This is a genomic window from Streptomyces sp. P9-2B-2 (genome assembly GCF_030406865.1).
Taxonomy (GTDB): domain Bacteria; phylum Actinomycetota; class Actinomycetes; order Streptomycetales; family Streptomycetaceae; genus Streptomyces; species Streptomyces platensis.
The window spans coordinates 1,029,628-1,048,608 of record NZ_CP129126.1; the positions used below are offsets into that span (position 1 = coordinate 1,029,628).

The window sequence follows — 18,981 nt, forward strand, 5'->3', positions numbered from 1 at the left end:
ACGTCCGCGTTCCCGGACGTCCGCGCCCCTCGGACAGGAGAAGCATGACCAGCCAGCCGCGGATATCCGCCGATGACCTCAAGGAACTGCTCGGTGCGGCGCTGCACGCCGAAGTGCTGACGTATTTCGACGAGAAGACCGCCGCGCCGCGGGAGTTCGTGGAGCGCCAGGTCACCGAGTGTCTGCGCTATCTCTATCTCGTCTCCCGCCACCACGACCGGCTCAGTGGTCTCTTCCTGCCGGTCGAGCAGGACATCGACGAAATCTGGCACTACCTCATCCTGCAGACCCGCGAATACCGGGCGCTGTGTGAGGAACGGCTGCCGGGGCAGTTCTTCATCGAGCACCGCAGCATCGCCTATGAGGACTACCAGCAGGAGCCGGGCCGCGAGCAGGCCCTCGAAGAGGCCCTGCGCTGGATTCCGCTGTACTGCCAGGAGTTCGGCCCGTTCGACGAGGGTGCACTGCCGCACTGGACGATCGTGCGCTTCCTCCACGAGCAGATGGGCCTGTCGCTCGCGGCCATCGCGGCACTCGAACCGATGGCAGCGACCCCCTAGCCTCCCGCACCCTGCGGGAACCGAGAGGAATCATGACGGACCGGAACGACAGCACGGTCGGCCACGAAATACCCGAACAGCGGCGGATTCTGTCCGTCCTGGTGTTCTCGCAGATCCTCAGCGGCGCGGGCCTCGCCGCCGGAATCACCGTCGGAGCGCTGCTCGCCGAGGAGATGCTCGGCTCGACCGGGCTGGCCGGGGTGCCCAGTGCGCTGTTCACCGCCGGGGCCGCGCTGGGTGCCCTCGGCATCGGCCAGCTCTGCCGGCGATACGGCCGCCGCCCCGGGCTGGCGCTCGGGTACGCCGTCGGGGCGCTCGGCAGCCTCGGAGTCGTCGTGGCGGCCACCGTCGGCAGTGCCCTGCTGCTGTTCGCGTCCCTGCTGGTCTATGGGGCGGGCACCGCAACGAACCTGATGGCGCGCTACGCCGGGGCGGATCTGGCCTCGCCCGAGCGGCGCGGCCGGGCGGTGAGCATGGTGCTGTTCGCCACCACGCTCGGCGCTGTGGTCGGCCCCAACCTGGTGACCTTCACGGGAGAGGTCGCGTACTCCTGGGGCATCCCCCGTCTCGCCGGGCCGTTCCTGCTGGCCGTCGCCGCGTTCGGGTCGGCGTCGGTGGCCCTGGCCGCGCTGCTGCGGCCCGATCCGCTGCGGCTGGCCGAGAAGTTGGCGGCGGCTCAGGCCGCGGAGTCCGGCGAGCGCTCCGCCGAGGACACCGGCGACCAGCCGGACGCGCAGCCGCGACGGCGCGAGGTGGTCATCGGCACCACGGTCATGATCCTCACTCAGCTCGTGATGATCGCGATCATGACGATGACGCCGGTCCATATGAAGGCGCACGGCCATGACACCCAGGCGGCCGGGCTGGTCATCGCCCTGCACGTCGGGGCGATGTTCCTGCCCTCCCCGCTCACCGGGCTGCTGGTCGACCGCATCGGCCGGCTGTGGATCGCCGGTGCCTCCGGTCTGACCCTGGCCGCCGCCGGGATCCTGGCCGCCGTGGCCTCGCCGCACTCCGTTCCCGCGCTCGCCACGGCACTCGTACTGCTCGGCCTCGGCTGGAACTTCGGGCTGGTCAGCGGCACCGCCATCGTCACCGACGCGCTGCCGCCCGCCCGTCGCGCGTCGGCCCAGGGGCTGGTGGATGTCGGTATCGCGCTCGCGGGCGCGGCCGGGGGCATGTCCTCGGGTCTGGTCGTCGTCCTGGGCGGCTATCCGACCCTGACGCTGGCGGGTGCGGTGCTCGCGCTGGCGGTCGTGCCCGTGGTCGCGTGGGCGGTCCGCCGGCCTGGGCACACCGACTGCGTTCCGGCAACTTCCCCCGCGGAGCGGGAACCTGAATGAACGTCCGTTCGTCACACAGATGTGCCCGAATCGAGATTCGGGACATCTTGAAACTTGGCGTCATTTCTCGTTATCACGCCGGAAACCTAAATGCTGCACTGTAGAGGCAGGGTGACCGTGTGAACGAGCCACGGGGGGCAACGATGCGGAAGGACACCTGCATGCAGGGCACAACGGTGCTGCGTCGGTTCCGCACGCCGCTGCTCGCCCTCATGGTGATCCTGACCTTCCTGCTGGGCAGCACGGCGGATCCCGACATGGACCGGGCGACGTTCTCCGGAGCGCCCGCCTCGCATTCCGCGAGCGCCCTGCCGGCCGTCAAGCCGAGCTACGACACCACCGAGGAAAAGTCCAAGCGCGCGGCCGAGCGCGGCCAGCCCCGGCGCACCGTCCGGACCGCCGCCGGCGTCCCGCACCACACCGGCCGTCCGCTGCCGCCGCTCAGCGGCATCGCGGCGCCGCACACCCTCCCGGCATCGGGTCACCCCACGGCCGGCAGCACCACCAAGGCCGCATCCAGACCAGCCGAAATCCCGCTTCTCCACTGCGTCTTCCGCTGCTGAGGGCGCCGTGGTGGCCTGCCCCACCAGCCGCGCCTCGTACTTTCCCGCCACCACCCCACAGTGGCAACCCTCATCAGCAGGAGACCTCCTCGTGGAGACCTTCATCCAGCATGCCCGGGGCCTGATGGCCCGTATCGCCGAGGGCCGCGACGAACAAGAGACGTACGGCCGCCTCGCGGCCGGCCAGTCGCCCCTCGCCCTGTTCATCACCTGCTCCGACTCCCGGGTCGTACCGTCCCTGATCACCGGCGCGCAGCCCGGTGAACTCTTCGAGCTCCGGACCGCCGGCAACGCCGTGCCCGTGTACCAGGACGACATGGCGGCCTGCGCGGAGGCCGCGACCATCGAGTACGCGATGCGGGTGCTCCGCGTGGCCGACATCGTGGTCTGCGGTCACTCGCACTGCGGCGCGGTCGGCGCCAAGGCCCGCGGCGAGGACCTGACCGGCGCTCCGGCCGTACGGGACTGGCTGGCACAGGCGCTGTCCGACGAACTGCCCAGCGACGAGGAACCGACGGTCGCCGCCGCGGTCCAGCAGCATGTGCGCCAACAGGTCAACCGGCTGCGCGACTACCCCTGTGTGCAGGAGCGGCTGGCCGCCGGAGAGGTCAATCTGCACGGCTGGTTCTACGAAGTGCACACCGGCATGGTGGCCGCGCATCACCCGGCCTCCGACCTGTTCCTCCCCCTCTGATGGCGGGGACGGATCTCATGAAGCGTTTCACCTCCTTCCGGGCGGACTTCACCGCCTCCCTCGTCGTCTTTCTCGTGGCCGTCCCGCTGTGTGTCGGGGTGGCGGTCGCCTCCGGCGTCCCGGCCGAACTGGGCCTGGTCACCGGAATCGTCGGCGGTCTGCTCACGGGTCTGCTCCCCGGTAGCAGCCTCCAGGTCAGCGGGCCCGCCGCCGGTCTGACGGTGCTGGTCTTCGAAGCCGTCAAGGAGTACGGCCTCGGCACGCTCGGCGCGCTGGTACTGGCCGCCGGTGTGCTCCAACTGGCCATGGGCGCACTGAAGTTGGGGCGCTGGTTCCGGGCGATCTCGGTCGCCGTGGTCCAGGGCATGCTGGCCGGTATCGGCCTGGTCCTGATCGCCGGGCAGCTCTACGCCCTCACGGACGCCAAGGCGCCGGGCAGCGGACTCGCCAACATCGGCGGGTTCCCCGGCCTGGTCACCTCCACCGTGGGGTCGCCGGACGCGCTGGCCGCGCTCGCCATCGGTGCCGGCACCATCGCCGTCCTGGTGCTGTGGCCGCGCTGGCGGCCGGCCGCACGGGTCCTGCCCGCACCGCTGGCCGCGGTGGCGCTCGCCACGACCGCGGTCTGGGCGCTGGATATGCCCGTCGCCCGGGTCCAGGTCAGCGGGCTGCTGGACGCGATCCAGCCGCCCGGCCTGGACGACCTCGGCCGGCTCGGCAGCTTCGGTGTGCTCGGCACGGTCCTCGCCTTCGCGCTGATCGCGTCCGCCGAGTCCCTGTTCAGCGCGGCCGCGGTCGACCGGCTGCACGACGGTCCGAAGACCGACTACGACAAGGAGCTGATGGCCCAGGGTGCGGGCAACGCCGTCTGCGGTGTCCTGGGCGCCCTGCCGATGACCGCCGTCATCGTCCGTAGCGCCGCCAATGTGCAGGCGGGCGCGAAGACGAAGGCCTCGCGGGTGCTGCACGGTGTCTGGCTGCTGGTGTTCGCCGCGGCGTTCCCGGCCGCACTGGGTGTCGTACCGGTGGCCGCGCTGGCGGGCGTCCTGGTGCATGCGGGCTGCAAGCTCATCCCGGTGCGTGCGCTGGGTCCGCTGTGGCGCGAGCACCGCGGCGAGGCGGTCGTCCTGCTGGTCACCGCGGTCGCGATCGTGACGGTCAATATGTTCGAGGGCGTGCTCATCGGTCTGCTGATGGCCGTCGCCAAGACGGCCTGGGAAACCTCCCATGTCCACCTGGAGATCCAGACGCCGGAGGACACGACGGAGCCGGTGCAGGTGCGGGCCGTCGGTAACGCCACGTTCCTGCGGCTGCCGAAGATCCTCGACCAGCTCGAATCGCTGCCCGCTGACCGGGACGTGGAGCTCGACCTGACCGGCCTGCGCCACCTCGACCACGCCTGCGAGGCCGCCCTCAACAACTGGACCGAGCAGCACCGCCGGAGCGCCCGCGAGGTGGAACTGGTGTCCTGACCACCGGCCTGCCCACACCGCCGACCGGCGGGCGGGCAGCCTTGACCACATGCGCCGCCGGCCACCGGTCCGGCTGCTCCCGCACCCGCCGATGAGGCGTCCCGGGGCAGCCGCCGGTGGCCGGCGGCGTGCCGCCGGCAGAATGAGCGCTTCGAGGGCGAGCGCGAGGGCGAGCACCTTGGCGCTGAGGGCTACTTTCAGACATCCGAGGACACCGGTCGCGACGAGACCGGCCGTCGCCCAGGCCCCCCAGGGCACATGTACACCGGTGAAGTTGGCACGGCACACGTACGGAAGACCGCGCGAGCGGCACACCGGGGCTCGCGCGGACACGACGGCGGAGCCGGGGAAGATTGCGCCCGCCGCGGTTGTTGAGCGATCGTCAGGACCGTGCCGGGCGGCGCCGACGCCCCCGGCCGCGAGCGATGTCACGTTGTCTACGAGAGGGGACGGACCGCATGCCTCTTCAGGGTGAGTACGAGCCGAGCCCGGCGCAGTGGGTACGCGATCAGGTCGAGCTGTACGAGAGCTCCGGCGGCAGGGAAGGCACGACGTTGCGCGGGATGCCGGTCGTCGTCCTCACCACCCGGGGCGCCAGGAGCGGCAAGATCCGCAAGAGCCCGCTGATGCGGGTGGAGCATGAGGGGGCGTATGCGGTGGTGGCCTCCATGGGCGGTTCGCCCCGGCACCCCGTCTGGTACCACAATGTCGTGGCCGATCCGCGGGTGGAGCTCCAGGACGGGCCGGTGCGCCAGGACATGACGGCCCGTGAGGTCACCGGGACGGAGAAGGCGCTGTGGTGGGGGCGCGCCGTCGAGGCGTACCCCGATTACGACGACTACCAGAAGAAGACCGACCGGCAGATCCCGGTGTTCGTACTGGAACCGGCGGCCACGGCGCACTGACCTGCCACCTGCACGCTCACCGGGTCACAGGGTCACCAGGGAGACCTCGGTGGCCTTGACGCTGGTCCATACGGACACACCGTCGGCCAGGCCGAGTTCCAGTGCCGCCGAGGGGGTGATCTCGGCCACCAGGTCGGGCGCCTCGGGCGAGGTGATCAGGACCCGCAGCCGGCTGCCCGCGGAGGTGAGTTCGCGGACGGTGCCCGGCCAGACGTTGCGGGGGCTGCCCGTGGGCCGGTCGAGGTGTACGGACACGGCCTCGGGCGCGATGATCGCCAGCGCTCGGGCACCGTCGGGGAGCGGGTCGGCGATGACCAGCCGGCCGCCGTCGGTGAGGGCGAGGGCGTCGCCGGTGACGGTGCCCGGCCAGGCGTTACGGCCGAGCATCCGGGCCACCCAGGGCGAGCGCGGGTGCCGGGTGACCTCGGCGGGCGGGGCGTCCTGGAGGGCCCGCCCGTCGTCGAGGACGAGGACCCGGTCGGCGAGGGAGACCGCCTCGACCGGGTCGTGCGTGACGATCAGACAGACACCGCCGAATTCCGCGAGATGGCTGCGCAGGGTGTGCCGGACCCGGGCGCGGGTGGTCTGGTCGAGCGCCGCGAGCGGCTCGTCGAGCAGCAGCAGCCGGGGGCGGGCGGCCAACGCCCGTGCCAGGGCGACGCGTTGGGCCTGTCCGCCGGAGAGCTGGGCGGGCTTGCGGTGCGCGAGGTGGCCGACGCCGAGCCGGTCCAGCCACTGCTGTGCCGTGCGGCGGGCGTCACCGCGCGGGATGCCGTGGGCGCGCAGCCCGTAAGCGGTGTTGTGCAGGGCGTTCAGATGCGGGAAGAGCGCACCGTCCTGCGGGACCCAGGCGACGCCGCGGCGGTGCGGGGGCAGCGCGGTGACGTCCGTGTCGCCGAGGCGGAGCGCGGCGCGGGCGCGCGGGGTGAGGCCGAGCAGGGCGCGCAGCAGGGTGGTCTTGCCGGCGCCGTTGGGGCCGACGACGGCGATGGTGGTGCCCGGGTCGGCGTCGAGCGTCAGCCGGTTGAAGCCGGTGACCTCGGCGTGCAGCGGCCAGCGTTCCCGGTGCGCCGCTGACGGTGGGACGGGCTCCTCGGCGGCCGCCTCGGGCGGGGCCGGGGCGCCGGTGTCGTCGGCGGCGCGTACCCGGCGGGCCGCCCGGTCGGTGCTGGTGGCGCCGGTCCAGCGCCCGCGCAGACAGATCAGCACGGCCATCGCGATGACCAGCAGCAGCAACGAGACCGAGGTGGCGGCCTCCGGGGAGTCCTGGAGCAGCAGATAGACCTGGAGCGGCAGGGTCTGGGTGGTGCCGGGCAGATTCCCGGCGAAGGTGATCGTCGCGCCGAATTCGCCGAGCGCACGGGCCCAGGTCAGCGCGGCGCCGGCGGCGAGGCCGGGGGCGACCATGGGGAGGGTGACGGTGCAGAAGACCCGTACGGGAGAGGCCCCGAGGGAGGCCGCGGTCTCCTCGTAACTCGGGCGGAGTCCGGCGAGCGTGCCCTCCAGGCTGATGACGAGGAACGGCATCGCGACGAAGGTGGCCGCGACCACCGCACCGGAGGTGTGGAACGGCAGCACGATGCCGAAGGCGTCCTCCAGCCAGGGGCCGAGCAGGCCACGGCGGCCGAAGCCGAGGAGCAGCGCGACGCCGCCGACGGTCGGCGGCAGCACCATCGGCAGCAGCACCAGCGAGCGGACCAGCGCCTTGCCGCGGAAGCTGACCCGTGCCAGCAGCCAGGCCAGCGGAACGCCCAGCAGCAGTGCGAGCCCGAGCGCCCAGAAGGACACCAGCAGCGACAGCCGGAGCGCTTCGAGGACACCCGGGCTGGTGAGGTGGGTGCCGAGGTCGCTCCAGTTGGTGCGGGCGAGGATGCCGAGGAGCGGCAGCAGCAGAAAGGCGACGGCGACCAGCGCGGGCACGGCCAGCACGACGGGGGTGCGGGTGCCGGGCGCGCGAAACCTGCCTGCCGCGGGCGGGGTGCGTCTCATCGGGGTTCCTCGGCTCGGGGCGGGCCGGGCGGCGCACGCACGGGCTGTCCTCTCCCCCGAGTTGGGCAGTCCCGTGCGCGTCCGGCCGGATTACGGCTTCTGGAAACCCGCCTGCTGAAGGATCTGCTGCGCCTCGGGCGTGCTCAGCCACTTCACGAACGCGGCCGCGGCCGCGGCGTGCTGGGACGCCTTCAGGGTCGCGGCCGGATAGGAGGCGACGGCGTTCTGCGCGTCGGGGATGTCGACGGCATCGACCTTCTTCGGGGCGGTGGCGGCGTCCGTCCTGTAGACCAGCCCGGCGTCGGCCTCGCCGAGCTCGACCTTGCTGAGCACCGCCCGCACGTTGGGCTCCTGGGAGACCGGCTTGACGTGCAGCTTCTGCGCGTCCAGGACCTGCTGGCTGTAGCGGCCGACCGGCACCTGGGGCGCGGCGAGGACGACCTTCAGCTTGCTGTTGCCGAGGTCCTTGAGGTTTTCGATCTTCTTGGGGTTGCCCTCACCGGTGACGATGACCAGGCGGTTCTTGGCGATGACGGTGGGCTTGCCGACGTCCACCTTGATGCCGTCCATGGTCTTGGTGTCGGCGGTGACCACGGCGTCGGCCGGGGCACCCTCCCGGACCTGGGCGGCCAGCTCCTGGGACCCGGCGAACGAGAAGTTCACCTTGGTCCCGGCGTGCTCCTTCTCGTACACCGCACCGGCCTTCTTGAAGACATCGGTCAGCGAGGACGCGGCGAGCACGGTGAGATCCGCCTTGGGGGCGGAGCTGCCGGACTTCTCGGCGTCCTTGTCCTTGGTGCCGTCGTCGTTGCCACCGCAGGCGGTGAGGGGGAAGAGCAGGGCGGCGGTGACGAGCGCGGCGGTGGCGCGGCGCGGCGTGAAGAGCTGGGACATGAGGCGGGACTCCTTGGAACCCAGGACGACGGGGGTCGTCCTAGCGGATGGGAAAAGCCGCGCCGTGGACGGGCGACGCCGCTGGGATGAGGCAGCCGGCCGGTGGGGGACGGTGGTCGCGGTTCGGCTGTGGTGCTACCGCGGTCTGTCAGGTGCGGTCGATGTGCACACTGGTGGACTTCACGCGGGCGGTGGCCTGCATGCCGACCTCCAGGCCCAGTTCCTCCACCGCTTCCCGGGTCAGCAGGGAGACCAGCCGGTGCGGACCGGCCTGGATCTCGACCTGGGCGGCGACATCGCCGAGGGTGACGGCGGTGACGATGCCCGGGAAGGCGTTGCGCGCGGAGGTGTACGAGGCGTCGTCCTCACCCGTGCCGTTCTGCGCCACCTCGATGGAGAAGGCGGCCAGATCACGGCCGTCGATGAGGCGGCGGCCGCCGTCGTCGCGATGGGTCGCGACCTTGCCGGCGTCCGCCCAGCGGCGCGCGGTGTCGGGGCTGACGCCCAGCAGCCGCGCCGCCTGGCCGATCGTATAGGACTGCATGTGCGACAAGATAGGCAACATCAGCTCGCATCTGCAACCAATAAGGCGAAGCTCTATAGCAAATGCCAGCCACCTTGGAGGAAAGAACGAGGCCCGGCAGCCGACCCCGGCCCACCGGTCCGAGGGCTCACCTTGCTCCGTTCCGGCCGACGCCTACGGACACCCGTCCGGCGCCGCAAGGCATCCCGGCGGCCACGCGCCCCGTGACTACAGTGCGGACCGGAGCGGGAGTTACGCCCGTATCTGCCCCGCTACGTTCACCTTCCCACTCCCCCGGTGAGGCATGTCCATGAGCCTGAGCATCCGTAACCAGATTCCCGGCACCGTCGCCTCCGTCACCCCCGGCGAGGTCATGGCGACCGTCAAGGTCCGGCTGACACGCGGCCAGGAGATCACCGCCGCCATCACTCTGGAGGCGGTGCGGGACCTGGGCATCGAGGCGGGTTCCGCGGTGCGCACGCTGATCAAGTCCACCGAGGTCGCGCTCGCCACCGGCACGGTCGAGGGTCTCAGCATCCGCAACCAGATCCCCGGCACCGTCACCGAGGTGGCCACCGGCGGCGCGATGGCCGGCGTCAAGGTGGCCGTCGCGGGCGGCGAACTGACCGCGGCCATCACCAGGGAAGCGGCCGAGGACCTCGGCCTGACCGCCGGCTCCGAGGTCATCGCACTGATCAAGTCGACCGAGATCGCACTCGCCGCCTCCTGAGCCCGGCACCCCCGAAGCCTGCGGTGACGGGAGGTCAGGAGCTGTCCACCAGAGCACCGGAGGACAGCTCGGGCACCGGCTCGGGCGGGGCGCAGGTCCCGAACCAAATGCCGGTCAGGGCACTGATATAGCGCGCGCCGCAGCGGTCGGAGGGCACCACCAGCTGGCTGCCCGCCGCGTCGAGGGCCCGCCCGTCCATGGCCGTGGCCAGCAGGACCGGCGCATCGCCGAAGTCCGCGTCGAGTTCCGCCCAGGACAGCACCGCGTGATGCCCGTCCCCGCCCGTGACGGCCAGCAGATAGCGGGAGCGGTCCTTGCGCCGCCGGGCATCGAAGGCGGGGCCCGCCGCGTCGATGACCTCCCGCAGCAGCGGCCCCTCGAAGGTGTGGTGCTGCGGCCCGTTCGTGGCGCAGTCGAAGACCACCTCGGCCCGCCGCTGCGGCCACCGCTCCCGCAGATCCGCGACGGTCAGCGCGAGCGGACGCCGCAGCTGACCGCGGATCAGAAAGCGCCGGTGCCCGGCGGGGAGGGCGTCCCCGGGGTGCGGGCGTACGGCAGTGGTGCGGGACGGCGGGCCGGGTCGGCTCATTCGAGACCTCCTTGAGGCGATCCACGCGACGGCTGCGTCCCAGTGATGCCCGACTGACGCCTCCCTGAACCACGGATGCGAGCCTCTTGTGCGCTTTTGGCTCGCTGGCGTGAGGCAAGATGGGGTTTGGGGGCGGCATATCCAGGGCGGGAGGGGACAGGCCGTGGGGACGGGACGGGCCGTAGGGACGGGGCGAGCTGGGCCGGGACTATGACCCTGATCTTCTGGCATTTACCATGTGGGAACTCGCTTTTGCCTGGTGAATGTGAGGTGCCGGGCTCCTGCCCGGCAGCCGCCCAAGGAGCCCGCACATGCACGTCCCCGACCTCCTCCAGCCCGACTCGCTCGTGGCGCTCGCCGCGGCCCACCCGGCCGATGGCGCGGCGCTCGATGCCGCGCTGCGCGCCTGCCGGCTGCCCGCTTCCGGTCCGTACCGGGTCGTGGTCGCCACGACGGTCGGCGACGAGGAGAGCGGCCAGGCGGCGAGTGCGCTGGCGGAGGCGCTACGGCACTCCCCCGGTGAGCCGGGGGCGACCGGGCGGCTCCCCAGCGGTGAGGCGGTCGCCATTGTCCCGGCGGAGCCCGACACCGAGCCGCGGCGGTCGCTCGCCGAGCTGTGGCCGGCGCTGCATGCCGAGCGGCCGCAGATACCGCTGCACGCCGGGGTCAGCGGCCCGGTGCGCACCCCAGAGGGCCTCAACTCCGCGCTGAGGCAGGCGCGTTACGCGCTGGCGGCGGCGCGCGCGAAGGCCCCGGACACGGCCCGGGTGACCGCTGTCGAGGACCTCAGCACCCTGGCCGCTCTGCTCGCCGGGGTTCCCGAGGAGGTCCGTACGGCCTTCAGGAGCCGGGTGCTGGGGCCCGTGGCGCGCGACGGCTCGCACCGGATGCTGCTGGAGACGCTGGAGGTCTTCCTCGCGCATCACGGGTCCTGGTCACGGACGGCCGCGGCACTCCAGCTGCATGTGAACTCGGTGCACTACCGCATCCAGCGCATCGAGTCGCTCACCGGCCGCGACCTGTCCCGGCTGGAGCACAAGCTGGATCTTCAGGCGGCGCTGCTCTGCCGCTGAGCGGTTGCGCGTGTGGGCTAAGGGCGCCCGGTCGGCGCACAGGCGGGCGGCTCAGCGCCGGTTGTCCGTCAGGTCGATATGTACATGGGTGGACTTCACCCGGGCGGTGGCGGTCACCCCGACCTCGATCCCCAGATCCTCGACCGCCTCCCGGCTGACCACGGACACCACCCGGTGCGGTCCGGACTGGATCTCGACCTGGGCGATCACATCGTCGAGGGTCACCCGGGTGACGATCCCCGCGAACGCGTTCCGCACGGAGGTCAGCACCTCACCGGGCACCGGATGCAGGCCCGCGGCGCGCTCCTTGGCGAACGCCGCCAGGCTCACCCCGTCGAGCACACGGTTGCCGGCCCCGTCCCGCTCCATCCGCAGCTGACCGCCGTCGGCCCAGCGGCGGACCGTCTCTGAACTCACACCCAGCAGCCCCGCTGCCTGACCAATGCTGTACGTCGGCACCCCCGCACTCTAGGGCAGCGGCCGGGACGGCCCGTCAGTACCCGCGCGCCGGGTGATCGGGCGCAGGGGCGGCCTTGTCGCGACATCCGCCTGTCCGCCCGGGGCGGAGCGGCGGCGCCGGTAGTAGTGCACCGTCAGGAGGCCGAGCAGCGGGCTCCAGGCGGTGAGCGGCAGATACGCGATCCAGAAGGCGACGAGCTGCCAGCCGTGGACGGCTATCCCCTCGGGTTCGCCGGTGATCTTCAGGCCGAGGGCGGACATCACCATGGCGTAGGGAAAGACCAGCAACGCCACCGAGCCGAGGCCGGCGGGGACGACGGCCGCCAGGACCGGCACCCGGCGCCCGCGCAGGACAGGGATCCAGCGCGGCCACACCTCGCCCCACCGGGCGACCAGCCCGACCGCCAGGAACGCCAACGCCTCGCTGAACACACTGAGGCCGATGAGGTACCACCACTCGCCGTCGAAGGGCTCCGGACCAGGTGGGGCCGTCGCGCCGTGGTCCAGCAGCGGTGCGTTGAGGTTGATGGCGGCGATGCGCCAGACGCAGGAGGGCAGTGCGAGCAGGGTGATGGCAAAGGCGGTCCGCGTTGCCCAGCGGGGCACGCCCGGCACCGTCCGGCCGTGCAGCTTGGTGAGGATGGTGCGAGCGGGCATGGGAATCTCCTCGTCCTCGCGCGGGGCGATGCGGGGTGCGTGTGCTTCCGCCCGATCCGGGGGCGGTCACTTCCTGCGCTCTCCCAAGATCGCTGCTGCCCGTGGCCCGGGGCATCCCTCGCAGGACCGGGCCGGGTCCCCCGTGCGGGGGGAAGGCAGCCTGCGTCAGACGTAGCTCACGTCCCTCGAAGGACGGCTCATGTCCGGCAACCGGAGCGAGGGGGCGACCCCGCTTCCGTCACCCGGGCCCCACCCCGGGCCTGTCCCGGCGCCTCCCCTAGGGGGCCATCCGTGTCGCGGGAGGACATCCGAACAGAGCAGTGCTATCCGCCATCAGCGGGTCTTCCGCACACTTGGTGCAGGCGCGCCATACCCCCGCCTGCCGAGCCCGATGGGCAGCCATCTGCCCTGTGGATCAAGGGAGTTGGCGCGCGTGGGGCTCACTGAACACCCATCACACCAACCCGAAAGATTATGATTTGCACCATTTCTCCTCTTGCGCCCGAATTATGGCGATGTGAATCTGGTATCCCATTCGTCGAAGGAGTTGATCGCATGGTTACGGATCGCACAGCGCCGGTCGAGACGGCCACCCTGGCCGCCGAGGTCGAGGGACTGCTTGAACCCGCCGAGGCCGACGGTGTTTTCCGCGATACCCGCGAGTGTGGAGGTGCGCTGCTGCTGGCCGCGCTGCTCCTGATCTCGCCCCCCACCCCCCGGCCCAAGACTGACATTCGCTAAGGCTGAGGGGAAAGCGTTGGCTGAACAGACGCAGGGAGCAGTCCCGCTGAGCGCTGTGATTGCCGATGCCGCAACCGGGGTCGCCCTCGCCCTGCGGGGTGAGGGCGACCCTTATGCGTTGTCCGGCATTCTTCGGCAGAGCGATGCGCTGACTCCGGCCGCCATCCGGGTGCTCGGCGCCGACGCGCTCGCGCCGTACGCGATGGACCAGGTCGGCACGCCCGTGGGCGCGGACGACGAAGCGGTGATCCGGCAGGCGCTGGCGGCCTATCCGCCGGGAGCGGATGCCTCGGAGGTCTCGGTGTGGAGCTACCGGGGCCTGGTCGAGGCCTCGCATGCGTTTCTCCCGGGAAGCGCACAGCACTGGCCGTCGCCGCCCGAGGCCGCCGCCGGCTGGGTCGACCACGATCCTTGGCCCAAGCTTTCGCACCGGGTGTCCCAGGTTGCCGCGCTCGCGCTGCCCGGGCTGGCGCCCGGTCTCACCGAGCGGCTGGCCACCCGTACCGACGATCTGGCCCGCGGCTTCGTCCGGGCGGTCCGCCGCCGGGACTGGCTTCAGGCGGCCGGTCTGGGCCGCTGGCTGGCACGGCTGCCCGAGGCCCCGCAGAGCCTGGGGCTCGACAGCGGGCTGGCGTTCGTCCGCCATATGGGTGGCGGTGACCCCCGGGTGGCGCTGCATGTCGCGGCCGCCCAGCGTTTCTACGGACGGGGTTGGTGACCGGGGACCGGGGCGGCGACCCCGGGCTGTTGGACCGGATGGTCCGCGACAGCCTGGGGTGGCTGGACGAGGCACGCCCGTTCTTCCGCCTGCCCTCGAACGTGACCACGGACGCCGATCCCAATCTGACCCTCAAACCCCTGGGTGAGCTGGCCGAACTCACTCAGCTGATCGGAGCGCTGCACCCGCGGGACGACATCCGTCGGACGGCCCGCGGTCTCTTCGCGTTCGCCTGGAACGAGACCCGCGACGGTGAGCTGTTCGCCGAGCTGATCCGCGGTGAGCCGTTCGCCACTTATCCGGTGGAGCTCTACGGCGTCTTCGCCCAGGCCGGGCTGCGCCATGCCGACGCCGATGCACTGACGGGGACCACGACGCGGCTGCGCGGCTGGCGGGTGGCCCGCGAGGACCACACCCGGACGCTCGGCGTGCTCAACGCGGAACGGCGGATCGGGCTGCGCCAGCACGCCGACTTCGGTGCCGTGCTCGCCCTGACCGGCCTCGGGCGGCTGCCGGAGCCCTGGGCGCTGGACCGCAAGGGTGCGTACGGCATCACCCATGACGTCTTCCACCTCACCGACTGGGGGCGCAACCGGCAGCGGCTGTCCCCCGAGCTCGCCGACTACCTGCGGCTGTGGGTCCCCTCCTGGCTGGAGAACTGGCTGGAGGAACAACTGTGGGACCTGGTCGGTGAGTTGCTGGCCGTGACGGCCTGTCTGCCCGCGGCTCCCTACGACGCGGCGGCCTGGCAGCGGCTGGCCGGTGCCCAGGCGGCCGACGGGAGTGTGCCCGAGCTGGGTGCCGCACCGTCCACGGGCGACCGGGCCGAGGCGTTCACGGCCTGCTACCACTCCACCCTGGTGACCGCGTTCGCCGCCACCCTCGCGCGTATCGCCTCCGACGAGGCCGAGGCCGGTCCCCCGGCCGGGAACGCGACGGCGGTGGGCGGGCGGACCCCCTGCGAAAGCGAGACTGCCCCGTGACCGTGACGGCCGCATCCCCCGCCCTGCTGCACCGTGTCGGCGACCGGGCCCTGACCTGGCTCGACGACCACCGTGAGCACTTCCGGCTGACCCCTGAGGACTTCGCCAACAATGGTGCGGTCGTCGAGCGGCTCAAGCCCATCGGGGAGCTGGCACTCAATATGCAGGTGCTGTTCCGGGAGGGCGTGGCCGGCTCCCGGCAGAAGGAGCGGGCCGGGAAGCTGCTGGACTTCACCTGGCGGGAGCTGCTGGACGGCGGCAACGTACTGGCCCGGCTCCAGCACGACGAGCCGCTCTCCCCGGTGCCCCTGGAGGTCTATGCGACCTTCCACGAACTGGGCCACCGTCATCCGGGGCTGGAGTCCGCGCTGGAGGTGTGCCGGCGCACCACCACCTGGACGGCGCTGGAGATGATGCCCAACCGGCGGCTCGGCGTGCTCAACGCGGAACGCAAGCTCGGCCTGCCGCTCAGCAGCGACTTCGACCAGGCGGTGGCGCGTACCTGGCTGGGGCAGCTGGCGGAGCCGTGGACCGTGCAGCTGCACATCGCCTACGACCTCACCCACACCGTCTTCCACCTCACCAACTGGGGCGAGTCCCCCGAGCACATCCCGCCGGCCATCGCCGACTATCTGACGCGGTATCTGCCCGCGTGGATGGAGGACTGGGCGGACCTCGAACACTGGGATCTGCTCGGCGAACTCCTGGTCGTCGACGCCTGTCTGCCGCGGCCCACCCTGGACACGGAGCTGTGGGAGCGCTACGCCGCCGCACAGTCCGCCACCGGTGCGATGCCCATCCAGCGCCGGATGCCGCAGGGCGACGCGGCGCGGGTCTTCGATCTGGTCCACCACCCCACCCTGGTCGCCGCGTTCGCCTCCGCGATGGCCACGTCCCGGGCCCTGGCCGCCGTCGGATGAGCCCCGAGCGCCCCGGACCCGGGCTCGCCGACCGTCTCGCGGACGCGGTCACCCTGATCGACGCCCCGGACATCGTGGTGGCCGTGACCCGGCGCGGCCGGCGGACCGTGATGACCGGCGGTTCGGCCATGGCGCCGCCCACCCCCCGGCATGCCCTGCGCTACGAGCTGGGGTCGCTGTCCAAGACCTTCACCGTGCTGCTGCTCGCCGACCTGGCCCGGTCCGGTGTGCTGTCCCTGGACGATCCGCTCGCCGCGCATCTGCCCGGGCTGCCGCTGCCGCATCCGAACTCCCGCCGGATCACCCTGCGGCACCTGGCCACCCACACCTCCGGACTGCCGCGGATCCCCGCCGATCTGATCGCCGGTGCGCTGGTGCACCCGTACGCCAACGGCTATGCCCACTACGACACGGAGCAGCTGCTGCACACCTTCGCCCGGACCCGGACGCGGCACCGGCCGGGCACCCGCTGGCGGTACTCCAACTTCGGGCTGGCACTGCTCGGCCCGGCCATGTCCCGTGCCGCGGGCGCCGGCTACCCCGCCCTGCTCACCGACCGGGTACTGAAACCGCTGGAGCTCACGGACACGACGCTGGGCCCCGGTACCACCGGCACCGACGCCATCGGCCACCGGACGAACGGGGCGACGCCGGTGCGCAGTGCCGACATGGGAGCCTTCATCGCCGCCGGCTCGGTCCGCGCCACCCCCGGCGATCTGCTCAGCTACCTCGAAGCGCACCTCTCCCCCGAGGACACCCCGCTGGCCGGGCCGCTGCGCGAGGTGCAGGTGCCGCTGCTGCGCCGCGGCCTGCGGAAGCGCGACACCCATACTCTGACGTGGTATCAGCACCCCGCCGCCCGCGGCCCGCTGCTCTTCCATGTCGGGGCGACCTTCGGCCAGCAGGCGTTCCTCGGCTACCACCCGGCGTCGCAGACCGGCCTGGTCGCGCTGGCCACCCGCCGCGGCCGTACCTGCCACATGATCAGCACCGCCTACGAGCTGCTCTACGCGCTGGCCGCCGACCCCACGCCCTGACGCGGGGAGCGCCACCGGTCAGAGGTCGCCCGCCAGAATCCGGGCGAGCGAGGTGCCGGGGCGTTCCTCGCTGGCCCGGTGGAAGAGTTCCGCGTACGCCTGGTCGCCGATCGCCGCGCGGGCCCGCTGCTCGCACTCCTCGCGTACGGCGCGCAGTTCCGGGGTGCCGCGCTGCGGATGCCCGACGGTGCGCCAGATGGCCTGGCCGCTGCCGTAGACGCGGGCGGCCGCGGCACCGTCGCCCTGGGCCGCGACCGCCGCCGCGAGCAGATCCAGACCGAGCGCGATCCCGAACTTGTCACCGATGCCCTGCTTGGCCGAGAGCATCGCGCGGGCGTGCTCCGCCGATTCCTTGGGGCGGCCCTGGAGCAGCGAAATCAGCGAGAGCTGGTAGTCGGTGTAGGAGCGGGTCCAGTATTCGCCGCGCTCCACACAGCCGCGGCGCAGTGCGGTCGCCTCGGCACGGGCCCGGGCGAGTTCCCCCAGTCCGGTGAGCGCGAAGATCTGTACGAGCTGGCAGCGCAGCCGCCCGGGAGAGTCGAACGGGTCGTAGGGCGGCGGGCCCAGCACCTGTTCCGCGACGGTGTGCGCGGACATCGGGCGGCCGGCGATCAGATGGGTGAGGCTGATGAGGTAGCCGGCCGCCAGTACCGCCTCCGCGTCGTCGGAGACCCGCGCCGTGCGGGCGCACTCCAGGCCCAGGGCGTCGGCCAGCGCCAGATCGCCCTGGAGCAGTACGGCGACGCCGAGCGCCCACAGGGCCCGGGTGCGGGCCGCGCTCGGCTCCGGCTGCGCGGCGAGGGCCCGGGCCACGTATTCACGGGCCTCGTGCAGATGGCCGCAGCAGCTCCAGAAGAGGCCGATCGAGGCGCTGAGCTGCTGGGCGCGTTCCGGGTCGGTGACCAGGAGGTGGTCCAGCGCGGTGCACAGGTCGACATGGGCGTCGGCGACCCGGCGGTACCAGCCGACCTGTTCGGGGCCCAGCCAGCCCAGTTCGGCGCGGCGGCCGAAGTCGGCGAAGTGCGCGGCGTGCCGGTCGGCGAGGGCGGTCACCTCGTCCAGTTCGGCCAGCCACATCCGGCCGTACTCACGCAGGGTGTCGAGCATGCGGAAGCGGGTGCCCTCGCGGGTGAGCACCGACTTGGCGGCCAGGGCGGCCAGGGTGCTGCGTACTTCCGGTCCGGTGAGCGGTCCCCCGGCGCACACGGCGCTGGCGGATTCCTCGTCGAAGGTCCCGCGGAAGACGGACAGCCGGGCCCACAGCAGCCGTTCCAGCGGTGCGCACAGCTCATGGCTCCAGCCGATGGCGCAGCGCAGGGTCCGGTGCCGCGGCAGCCGTACCGGGCCGTCGGCGGGGTCGAGGGTGTCGAAGCGGGAGGTGAGCCGCTCGGCGATGCGCTCGACGGAGCTGTGCGCCAGCTGGGCACCGGCCAGTTCGAGGGCCAGCGGGATGCCTTCGAGGCGGCGGCAGATGACGGCGGCGGCCTGGGCGTGCAGCGGGGTGGTGAGCCGCAGTCCGGGGGCCGCGGTGCCGGCCCGCTGGGTGAACAGGGCCAGCGCGTCGTTGTCGCCGGTGCACGGCAGCGGGCCGATCTCGGTGGTCCACTCGCCGACGATGTCCAGCGGCTGTCTGCTGGTGACCAGCACGGTCACGCCGGGGGCGGCGGTCAGCAGATCCCCGAGCAGGTCACGGCTGGCGTCGACGAGGTGTTCGCAGGAGTCCAGGACCAGCAGCAGCCGCTTGTCGGCGAGCCATTCGCACAGCGCGGCCACCGGTGTCCGGGCCGTGTGGTCGGCCAGGCCGACGGCATCGCAGACGCTGGCCACCAGCAGTCCGTCCCCCTGCAAGGGCCACAGATCGGCCCAGCAGACCCCGTCCGGAAACCGGGCCGCCGCCGCACGCGCGGCCCGCATCGCGATCCGGGTCTTGCCCACACCACCGGGGCCGGTCAGGGTGATCAGCCGGTGTTCCGTCAACTCGTTGTCGATCCGCCGCAGTTCGGCCTGCCGGCCGACGAAGCTGGTCGACTCCTCGGGAATGTTGCTCGCCACCGGCCCAGTTTGCCCCAGGCGCGGCGTCCTGCGGTCCCGTAGGGGCAGCGGGCCGGGGCGCGAGGTTGACGGCGGCCGG

The 18,981-nt window shown here is 72.2% G+C and carries 20 protein-coding genes; 13 read left to right on the top strand and 7 right to left on the bottom strand.

Features of this window, described 5'->3' with window-relative positions; translation table 11 throughout:
• Positions 1-44 precede the first annotated feature (44 nt).
• From QT196_RS04590 to QT196_RS04615, 6 genes are all read left to right on the top strand, one after another.
• Positions 45-560, top strand: a complete 516-nt coding sequence (locus tag QT196_RS04590; RefSeq protein ID WP_168477746.1) for a hypothetical protein — start codon at positions 45-47, stop codon at positions 558-560.
• 32 nt (positions 561-592) lie between these two features.
• Positions 593-1,903: an MFS transporter gene (locus QT196_RS04595; protein ID WP_290354384.1), complete on the top strand. Its 1,311-nt coding sequence runs from the start codon at positions 593-595 to the stop codon at positions 1,901-1,903.
• Between the two features lie 161 nt (positions 1,904-2,064).
• The gene (locus QT196_RS04600; protein ID WP_168477749.1) at positions 2,065-2,466 is read left to right on the top strand and encodes a hypothetical protein; all 402 of its coding nucleotides are present in this window, start codon (positions 2,065-2,067) and stop codon (positions 2,464-2,466) included.
• A gap of 91 nt (positions 2,467-2,557) precedes the next feature.
• Positions 2,558-3,160, top strand: a complete 603-nt coding sequence (locus QT196_RS04605; RefSeq protein WP_168477750.1) for a carbonic anhydrase — start codon at positions 2,558-2,560, stop codon at positions 3,158-3,160.
• A gap of 17 nt (positions 3,161-3,177) precedes the next feature.
• A complete protein-coding gene (locus QT196_RS04610) occupies positions 3,178-4,632 on the top strand; it encodes a SulP family inorganic anion transporter (RefSeq protein ID WP_266734769.1) in 1,455 nt (484 codons plus the stop codon).
• A 458-nt stretch (positions 4,633-5,090) separates the two neighbouring features.
• Complete coding sequence (locus QT196_RS04615; RefSeq protein WP_168477752.1) at positions 5,091-5,537, top strand: nitroreductase family deazaflavin-dependent oxidoreductase; 447 nt, start codon at positions 5,091-5,093, stop codon at positions 5,535-5,537.
• Positions 5,538-5,561: 24 nt separating this feature from the next.
• Here QT196_RS04615 and QT196_RS04620 read toward each other — a convergent pair whose 3' ends face one another.
• The 3 genes from QT196_RS04620 to QT196_RS04630 all read right to left on the bottom strand — a co-directional run bounded on the left by QT196_RS04620 (position 5,562) and on the right by QT196_RS04630 (position 8,964).
• On the bottom strand, positions 5,562-7,526 hold the full coding sequence (locus QT196_RS04620; RefSeq protein ID WP_290354385.1) for an ABC transporter permease: 1,965 nt from the start codon (positions 7,524-7,526) through the stop codon (positions 5,562-5,564).
• Positions 7,527-7,616: 90 nt separating this feature from the next.
• Positions 7,617-8,420 (bottom strand): molybdate ABC transporter substrate-binding protein, encoded by an 804-nt coding sequence (gene modA, locus QT196_RS04625; RefSeq protein WP_290354386.1) that lies wholly within the window; start codon positions 8,418-8,420, stop codon positions 7,617-7,619.
• Between the two features lie 148 nt (positions 8,421-8,568).
• Entirely contained in the window at positions 8,569-8,964 is a 396-nt protein-coding gene (locus tag QT196_RS04630; protein ID WP_042152434.1) for a helix-turn-helix transcriptional regulator, read from the bottom strand.
• A 289-nt stretch (positions 8,965-9,253) separates the two neighbouring features.
• Between QT196_RS04630 and QT196_RS04635 the strand changes: the two genes are divergently transcribed.
• The gene (locus tag QT196_RS04635; protein ID WP_168477755.1) at positions 9,254-9,673 is read left to right on the top strand and encodes a TOBE domain-containing protein; all 420 of its coding nucleotides are present in this window, start codon (positions 9,254-9,256) and stop codon (positions 9,671-9,673) included.
• Between the two features lie 34 nt (positions 9,674-9,707).
• Here QT196_RS04635 and QT196_RS04640 read toward each other — a convergent pair whose 3' ends face one another.
• Positions 9,708-10,262, bottom strand: coding sequence for a molybdopterin-dependent oxidoreductase (locus tag QT196_RS04640; protein ID WP_266734760.1), 555 nt, complete (start codon positions 10,260-10,262; stop codon positions 9,708-9,710).
• A gap of 311 nt (positions 10,263-10,573) precedes the next feature.
• Here QT196_RS04640 and QT196_RS04645 point away from each other — a divergent pair, with 311 nt between their 5' ends.
• Positions 10,574-11,335 carry a helix-turn-helix domain-containing protein gene (locus tag QT196_RS04645; protein WP_290354387.1) on the top strand — a complete coding sequence of 254 codons (762 nt, stop codon included), beginning with the start codon at positions 10,574-10,576 and terminating at the stop codon, positions 11,333-11,335.
• A gap of 51 nt (positions 11,336-11,386) precedes the next feature.
• Here QT196_RS04645 and QT196_RS04650 read toward each other — a convergent pair whose 3' ends face one another.
• Together QT196_RS04650 and QT196_RS04655 are read right to left on the bottom strand one after the other, a co-directional pair.
• Complete coding sequence (locus QT196_RS04650; RefSeq protein ID WP_168477760.1) at positions 11,387-11,794, bottom strand: TOBE domain-containing protein; 408 nt, start codon at positions 11,792-11,794, stop codon at positions 11,387-11,389.
• A 9-nt stretch (positions 11,795-11,803) separates the two neighbouring features.
• Positions 11,804-12,451 carry a hypothetical protein gene (locus tag QT196_RS04655; RefSeq protein ID WP_290354388.1) on the bottom strand — a complete coding sequence of 216 codons (648 nt, stop codon included), beginning with the start codon at positions 12,449-12,451 and terminating at the stop codon, positions 11,804-11,806.
• Positions 12,452-13,006: 555 nt separating this feature from the next.
• Between QT196_RS04655 and QT196_RS04660 the strand changes: the two genes are divergently transcribed.
• The 5 genes from QT196_RS04660 (at position 13,007) to QT196_RS04680 (ending at position 16,850) form a co-directional block, all read left to right on the top strand.
• A complete protein-coding gene (locus QT196_RS04660; RefSeq protein WP_168477763.1) occupies positions 13,007-13,192 on the top strand; it encodes a hypothetical protein in 186 nt (61 codons plus the stop codon).
• A gap of 118 nt (positions 13,193-13,310) precedes the next feature.
• Positions 13,311-13,910: a hypothetical protein gene (locus QT196_RS04665; RefSeq protein WP_248001024.1), complete on the top strand. Its 600-nt coding sequence runs from the start codon at positions 13,311-13,313 to the stop codon at positions 13,908-13,910.
• Positions 13,907-14,893: a hypothetical protein gene (locus QT196_RS04670; RefSeq protein WP_168477764.1), complete on the top strand. Its 987-nt coding sequence runs from the start codon at positions 13,907-13,909 to the stop codon at positions 14,891-14,893. The genes QT196_RS04665 and QT196_RS04670 overlap by 4 nt, the downstream gene beginning before the upstream one ends.
• Positions 14,890-15,813 carry a hypothetical protein gene (locus tag QT196_RS04675; protein WP_290354389.1) on the top strand — a complete coding sequence of 308 codons (924 nt, stop codon included), beginning with the start codon at positions 14,890-14,892 and terminating at the stop codon, positions 15,811-15,813. Before QT196_RS04670 ends, QT196_RS04675 begins: the two co-directional genes overlap by 4 nt.
• The gene (locus QT196_RS04680; protein WP_290354390.1) at positions 15,810-16,850 is read left to right on the top strand and encodes a serine hydrolase domain-containing protein; all 1,041 of its coding nucleotides are present in this window, start codon (positions 15,810-15,812) and stop codon (positions 16,848-16,850) included. Before QT196_RS04675 ends, QT196_RS04680 begins: the two co-directional genes overlap by 4 nt.
• Before the next feature lie 18 nt (positions 16,851-16,868).
• On the opposite strand, the gene QT196_RS04685 is transcribed toward QT196_RS04680, so the two are convergent.
• Positions 16,869-18,902, bottom strand: coding sequence for an NB-ARC domain-containing protein (locus tag QT196_RS04685; protein ID WP_168477767.1), 2,034 nt, complete (start codon positions 18,900-18,902; stop codon positions 16,869-16,871).
• Positions 18,903-18,981: the final 79 nt, after the last annotated feature.